The following is a 6952-nucleotide window of genomic DNA, read 5'->3' on the forward strand; positions in this document are numbered from 1 at the left end:
CCAAATCGAAATCGACCCCGTGGCGAATCCCGACCCCGGCCTCGATTTCGATTTGGATTTCGACGGGGCGAGGGGGATACCTCGGGGGCGGGCCGATCATCTTGACGCCTCCGCGAGGGCAACGGTAGCCTGCGCGGTGCCCGGGCCGCGGCGCCTGGAACCTGCCTTCCCGCCCGAAATCCGAACGGAGTCCCTCCCCATGCAGAGCGGCCTGCCCCCCTTCGACCGGCTCATCCAGGGCCTGCGGCTCGGCGACAACGTGGTCTGGCAGGTGGACCGCCTGGACGACTACCGCTTCTTCGCGGCCCACTTCGTGGAGCAGGCCCTGCGCGACGGCCGCCCGTGCGTGTACGTGCGGTTTGCCCCGGAGGAGCCGGTGGTGCCGGCGCTGCTCGGCCTCAAGGTCGTCTCCCTGGACCCCGCGGCCGGTTTCGACAGCTTCAGCGCCCGGGTGCAGCGCATCATCGAGGAAGAGGGGCGGGAGGTCTGCTACGTCTTCGACAACCTCTCGGCCTTGGTGGCCGAGTGGGCCACCGACGTGCTCCTGGCCAACTTCTTCCAGATCACCTGCCCCTTTCTCTACCAGATCGACGCGGTGGCCTACTTCGCCCTCACCCGGGGGCGGCACGCCCACAGCGCGGTGGCCCGGATCCGGGACACCACCCAGCTCCTGCTCGACGTCTACCACGTGGGCGAGCGGCTCTACGTGCACCCGCTCAAGGTGTGGGACCGGTACTCGCCCCAGATGTTCCTGCCCCACCGGGTGGAGGGGGAAATCTGGTCGCCCATCTTCCAGAGCGGGGAGGCGGCCGAGCTCTCGTCCGCCGCCCTCCAGCACCCGCTCCACGAGGTGGAGTCGTCCATCGCCCCCTGGCAGAGCGTGTACCAGCGCCTGCTTGCCTATGCCCATATGGACGAGATCCCCCCCGGGCTGGAGGCCGAGGTGTCGGCGCTGCGGGGCGAGCTCACCCGCATGATGCTCGGCACCCACCCCAAGTTCGACCGGCTGGTGGACCGCTGCCTCGGGGCCCGGGACCTCCTGGCCGTGCGCAGCAGGCTCATCGGCTCCGGGCGCATCGGGGGCAAGGCCTCGGGGATTCTGGCGGCGCGCTGCGCCCTGCGCAGTGCGCTCGGCGAGGCGGAGTTCCACCGCATCTTCGACAGCCAGGACTCCTTCTACATCGGCTCTGACGTCTTCTTCACCTTTCTCGTGAACAACAACCTCTTTCGCCTGCGCCTGAACTTGTCTCGCAGCTTCCAGATCACCCACGAGGAGTTCGAGGAGGTGGAGGAGCGGTTTCTGGAGGGGAGCTTTCCTCCGGAGATCGTGAAGCAGTTTCGCGCCATGCTCGACTACTACGGGGAAGCGCCGATCATCGTGCGGTCGAGCAGCCTGCTGGAAGACAGCTTCGGCAACGCCTTTGCGGGCAAGTACCGCAGCGAGTTCCTCGTCAACCAGGGCAGCCCCGACGAGCGGATGGAGGAGCTCCTCCGGGCGGTCAAGCTGGTGTATGCCAGCGCGCTGCACCCCGACGCCATCACCTACCGCCGGCGCCGGGGTCTCGACGAGAGCGACGAGCAGATGGCCGTGCTGGTGATGCGGGTCTCGGGGCTGCGCTACGACCGGTACTTCTTCCCCACCCTGGCGGGGGTGGCCTTTTCGCGAAACCTGTACGCCTGGAACGACCGGATTGACCCCAGGAAGGGCCTCCTCCGCCTGGTGTTCGGGCTGGGCACCCACGCCGTGGGGCGGGCGGCGGGCGACTACCCGCGCATGATCGCGGTCAGCCACCCCCAGCTGCGCCCCGAGGTGGGGGAGAAGGTGGCCAAGTACTCCCAGCGGGACATGGACGTTCTCGACCTGGACCAGAACCGGTTCGTGACCCTGCCCGCCGCGGAGCTCCTCGACCGGGGCGACTACCCGAACCTACACTACCTCGTCTCGGTGCTGGAGGATGGACAGCTCTACGATCCGATCAGCAACCGGGTGGACGCCCCCGGCAGCCGGATGTTTCTCACCTTCAACAAGCTCATCGCCCACACTGACTTCGTGGGGCTTCTGGGGGGCATGCTCGAGGTGCTGGAGGAGGCCTACGGCGAGCCCGTGGACACCGAGTTCACGGCCCGCGTCGATGCTGCCGGCCGGGTGAAGATCGACCTGCTCCAGTGCCGGCCCCTTCGGCTGCCGGGGGTCACCGGGCCGCTGGCCGTCCCCGGGGATCTGCCTCGGGAACGGGTCCTCTTTCGCGCCAGCCGCTTCATCAGCGGGGGCGAGGTCTCCGACATCCGCCACATCCTCTACATCGACCCGCGCCGGTACGCGGCGGTGGAGGACCTGGCGCTCAAGCGCTCCATCGGCCGCCTGGTGGGGCGCATCAACCGCCATCCCGAGGTGGCCCAGGGCAAGGTGCTCATGATGGGGCCGGGCCGGTGGGGCAGCAACACCGTCGACCTGGGGGTCAACGTGGGCTACGCCGATATCGACCGGGCAGCGGTGCTCGTGGAGCTGGCCCGGGAGGAGGCGGGTCACGTGCCCGAGGTGTCCTACGGCACCCACTTCTTCCAGGATCTCGTGGAGCAGGAGATCATCTACCTGCCGGTGTACCCGGACGACCCCGAGGCCTGGTTCCACGCGGCCTTCTTCGACGCGAGCCCCAACGCCCTGACCCGGATCCTCCCGGGTACCGAGGAGTTCGCTCCGGTGGTGAAGCTCATCGACGTCCCCCAGGCGTCGGGGGGGGCGCGCGCTCGGGTGGTGGCCGATCCCGAGACGCGCCGGGCCGTGTGCTACCTCGCCTGAGGGTGCTGGCACCTGGTAGGCGGGGGTAGGGAACCGCCCCACCTGGTGGTCTTTTAACCGCCATGCTGCGGGTTCTTCCCCGCCGTCCTAAGAGCTTGAAATTCCTCGCCAATATTCATCTTGAACCGGGCTTGGCGTTGCCCTAGCATCCGTTCCCCTCGGAGCGCGGATCGGGCTGCCGACTGCCCCGTGCACCCCTGCGCGCCCCCCTACTCTCATCGACGAGGAGGAAGTGTCCATGTCCGAGGTCCTCAATCCGTTCGACGTCGCCCAGGCCCAGTTCGACGAGGCCGCCGAGATGCTGGGCCTGGAGGCGGCCCTGCGGGAGCTCCTGCGTTGGCCCGCCCGGGAGTACAAGTTCACGATTCCCGTCAAGATGGACGACGGCACCACCCACATCTTTCACGGTTACCGGGTGCAGTACAACGACGCCCGGGGCCCCAACAAGGGGGGCATCCGGTGGCACCCGGACGAGACCATGGACACGGTGCGGGCGCTTTCGGCGTGGATGACCTGGAAGTGCTCGGTGGTGGACATCCCCCTCGGGGGCGGCAAGGGCGGCGTCACCTGCGACCCGAAGAAGCTCTCCACCGGTGAGAAGGAGCGCCTGGCCCGGGGCTGGGTCCGCGCGGTGGCCCGGGAGCTGGGGGAGCACCGGGACTGCCCCGCCCCCGACGTCTACACCACCCCCCAGATCATGGCCTGGATGATGGACGAGTTCGAGGCCATCGTGGGCCGGTCCCACCCGGCCGTCATCACGGGCAAGCCCCTGGCCCTGGGAGGATCCCAAGGGCGGGGCGACGCCACGGCCCGGGGGGGCGTCATCTGCGTGCGGGAGGCCGCCAGGAAGCTCGGCACCAACCTCCACGGCACCTATGCGGTCCAGGGTTTCGGAAACGCCGGCCAGTACGCGGCGCTCCTCCACCCCGAGATCCTGGGCGGCGGCCGGCTCGTGGCGGTCTCGGACACCAGCGGGGGCATCTACGCACCCCAGGGCATGGACCCCCGGGGCCTGGTGGACTACAAGCTCAAGACCGGCAAGGTGGCCGGGTTCCCCGGGGCTACTGCCCTGACCAACGAGGAGCTCCTGGAGCTCGACGTGGACGTGCTCTACCCCTCGGCCCTGGAGAACGTGATCACCAAGGCCAACGCGGGCCGGGTGAAGGCCAAGATCAGTTGTGAGCTGGCCAACGGCCCCACCACCCCCGAGGCCGACCGGATCCTCTTCGAGAACGGGGTCCACGTGATCCCGGACTTCCTCGCCAACGCCGGCGGGGTGACCGTGAGCTACTTCGAGCAGGTGCAGGGCACCTACAACTACTACTGGTCCCTGGAGGAGGTGCACCGGCTCCTGGACCGGAAGATGTCCGACGCCTACCAGAACGTGTACAAGATGCACAAGGACCGCAGCGTCCACATGCGCCTGGCCGCCTACCTGGTGGCGGTGCAGCGGGTGGCCGAGGCGGTGAAGCTGCGCGGCTGGGTGTAGGGCCAGCGGCGCAGCGGGCGGGCTTGCCCCGCCGCCCCACGGGTAACTCCGCTTTACGGGCACGAGTGGGATGCGCGGACGCTCCCTTGACGGTTGGCCCGCGGATCGGTACACCTCTGCGGGGCAGGGAGGGGAAACGTCGAGGGGAGTGGGCATGGCGCTCGTGTCGCTGCGGGGGGTGGACAAGGAGTACCGCCTCGGGGAGACCCGGGTGCGGGCGCTCCGGGGGGTGGACTTCGAGATCGCCCCCGGCGAGTTCGTGGCGGTCTGGGGCCCCTCGGGGAGCGGCAAGACGAGTCTCCTGAACCTGATCGGCGTCATCGACGACCCCACCGCCGGCACCGTCACCGTGGCGGGGGAGGACACCGCCGGGCTCTCGGAAAACCGCAAGGCGGAGCTTCGCAACCGGCGCATCGGCTTCATCTTCCAGAACTTCAACCTGGTGCCCGTGCTCTCGGCCCTGGAAAACGTGATGCTCCCCTTGCAGATCCGTGGGGCGGGCACCCGCGAGGCCAGGGAGCAGGCGCTGGAGCGGCTCGCCGAGGTGGGGCTCGCCGATTTCGTGAGCCATCGCCCCGACAAGATGAGCGGCGGGCAGCGCCAGCGCGTGGCCATCGCCCGCGCCCTGGTGACCGGCCCCGACCTGGTCATCGCCGACGAGCCCACGGCCAACCTCGACTCCGACACGAGCCACCGGATCATCGAGCTCATGCGTCGCCTCAACGACGCCGAGGGCACCACGTTCGTCTTCTCCACCCACGACCCCCGGCTGCTGGACCAGGTCAAGCGCCTGGTGCGCCTGGAGGACGGGAAGATCGTCGGGGAGGAGAACCGATGAAGACGAGCGGCTACACCCGAGGAGCCTTTCTCGGGGCCGGCGCGGCGGCGCTGGCCGCGGTCCGGGCGGTCCGAGCGAATTCCGCGCCGTGCCCCGTGACCCCGCCCAACGTGGAAGGCCCCTTTTCCTTCGCCGGCGATCCCCACCTGCCGGGCGACCCCTTCGCCCTGCCTTTCCTCGTGATCCCGCTGGCTGCGGCCTTCGCAGGCGGGTTCGAGGGGGTCTTCGACGTGGTGCTGGAGCGGGCATGAAGAGCCCCCGAGAGAAGTCCCCGCCGGGGCAGGGCGCCTCCGCCCCCGGGGCACGGCTGCGCCGCCGTGCGCCCCAGAGCCGGCGGCCGTCCCAGGAGCTCCACGAGCTCGTGCTCAGCAACATCTCCGACGCGGTCTTCATCACCGACGAGGCCGGGCGCTTCACCTACATCTGCCCCAACGTGAACACCATCTTCGGGCGAACGGTGGACGAGACCGCGTCGCTCGGGAGCATCCAGGGCCTGCTGGGGGATTTCTCCTTCGACCGGGAGGCCCTGGAGGCGGAGGGAGAGCTCCAGAACCTGGAGCGCCGGGTGCGCGACAAGGCCGGTGCGCCCCACGCCCTCCTGGTGAACGTGAAGCGGGTGCGCATCGAGGACGGCACGCTCCTTTTCACCTGCCGCGACGTGACCGAGCGCAAGAAGATGGAGGAGGCCCTGCGCCGCAGCGAGCGGCGGCTCCGCGAGCTGGGCCGGCAGCTGGTGTCGGCTCAGGAGGAGGAGCGGGCGCGGGTCTCCCGGGAGCTCCACGACGAGGCCGGCCAGTCGCTGACCGCCCTCAAGATCCACCTGGAGCTCCTGCACGGGGAGCTGCCGGGGGGCGCCACGGGCCTGGGGGCGAGGCTGCGGGAAGCCGTGGCGCTGGTGGAGGCCACGGTGGACCGGGTGCGCGCCCTGGCCCAGGATCTGCGGCCCCCCGCCCTCGATACCCTGGGTCTCAACCGCACTCTCGAGGGCTTCTGCCGCACCTTTGGACACCGCACCCACCTGCCCGTGGAGTACGCCGGGGTGGAGCTGCCGTCCCTGCGCGATGCCGCCCAGATCTGCCTCTACCGCTTCCTCCAGGAGGCGCTCACCAACGCGGCCAAGCACGCCCGGGCGAGCCGGGTGCGGGTGCGCCTGGAGGCCCTTCCGGGGGCGGCGCGCCTGGCCGTGCAGGACGACGGAGCGGGCTTCGACCCGGCCCGGGCCCTAGGGGGCACCGAGGCGGGCGGACTGGGGCTGGTGGGGATGCGGGAGCGCCTCGAGCTCCTGGAGGGACGCCTCGAGATCCGCTCCACGCCCGGGGCCGGAACGGCCATCGCGGCCGTGGTGCCGACCGATGCCCCGGAAGCCCCGGAAGCAGTCCGGGGAGAGCCTGCCGAGAAGGGAAAGGAGTCGAGAAGATGATTCGGGTCATCGTAGCCGACGACCACCACCTGGTGCGCCAGGGCATCTGCGCGCTCCTGGAGAAGGCGCCCGACATGGAGGTGGTGGGGCAGGCCGACGACGGCATGGCGGCCCTGGAGTTGGTGCGCCGCACCCCTCCCGACATCCTGGTGGTGGACCTCGCCATGCCGCGGATGAACGGCATCCAGACCATCGAGCGGGTCCAGGCCCTGGGGGGGCGCACCCGGGTGGTGGTGCTCTCCATGTACTCCGACGAGACCCTGGTGCGCCAGGCCCTGCGGATGGGGGCAGCCGGGTACCTGCTCAAGCGCTCGGTGACCGAGGAGCTCCTGCTGGCCATCCGGGCGGCCGCCCGGGGCGAGACCTACCTGAGCCCCTCGGTCTCCCGCGTGTTGCTGGACGCCG

General features: G+C 70.0%; 6 protein-coding genes. All 6 read left to right on the forward strand.

Features of this window, described 5'->3' with window-relative positions; all coding sequences use genetic code 11:
• Window positions 1-199 precede the first annotated feature (199 nt).
• On the forward strand, window positions 200-2800 hold the full coding sequence (locus AB1578_18075; protein MEW6489802.1) for a PEP/pyruvate-binding domain-containing protein: 2601 nt from the start codon (window positions 200-202) through the stop codon (window positions 2798-2800).
• Between the two features lie 238 nt (window positions 2801-3038).
• Complete coding sequence (locus tag AB1578_18080; GenBank protein MEW6489803.1) at window positions 3039-4289, forward strand: Glu/Leu/Phe/Val dehydrogenase; 1251 nt, start codon at window positions 3039-3041, stop codon at window positions 4287-4289.
• Between the two features lie 154 nt (window positions 4290-4443).
• Window positions 4444-5127 (forward strand): ABC transporter ATP-binding protein, encoded by a 684-nt coding sequence (locus AB1578_18085; GenBank protein MEW6489804.1) that lies wholly within the window; start codon window positions 4444-4446, stop codon window positions 5125-5127.
• The gene (locus AB1578_18090) at window positions 5124-5378 is read left to right on the forward strand and encodes a hypothetical protein (GenBank protein ID MEW6489805.1); all 255 of its coding nucleotides are present in this window, start codon (window positions 5124-5126) and stop codon (window positions 5376-5378) included. Before AB1578_18085 ends, AB1578_18090 begins: the two co-directional genes overlap by 4 nt.
• A complete protein-coding gene (locus AB1578_18095) occupies window positions 5375-6547 on the forward strand; it encodes a PAS domain-containing sensor histidine kinase (GenBank protein ID MEW6489806.1) in 1173 nt (390 codons plus the stop codon). The genes AB1578_18090 and AB1578_18095 overlap by 4 nt, the downstream gene beginning before the upstream one ends.
• Window positions 6544-6952: response regulator transcription factor (locus AB1578_18100; protein ID MEW6489807.1), on the forward strand; the 409-nt coding region annotated here is incomplete at its 3' end. The genes AB1578_18095 and AB1578_18100, both read left to right, overlap by 4 nt.

This window comes from Thermodesulfobacteriota bacterium, from assembly GCA_040756475.1.
Taxonomy (GTDB): Bacteria; Desulfobacterota; Deferrisomatia; order Deferrisomatales; family JACRMM01; genus JBFLZB01.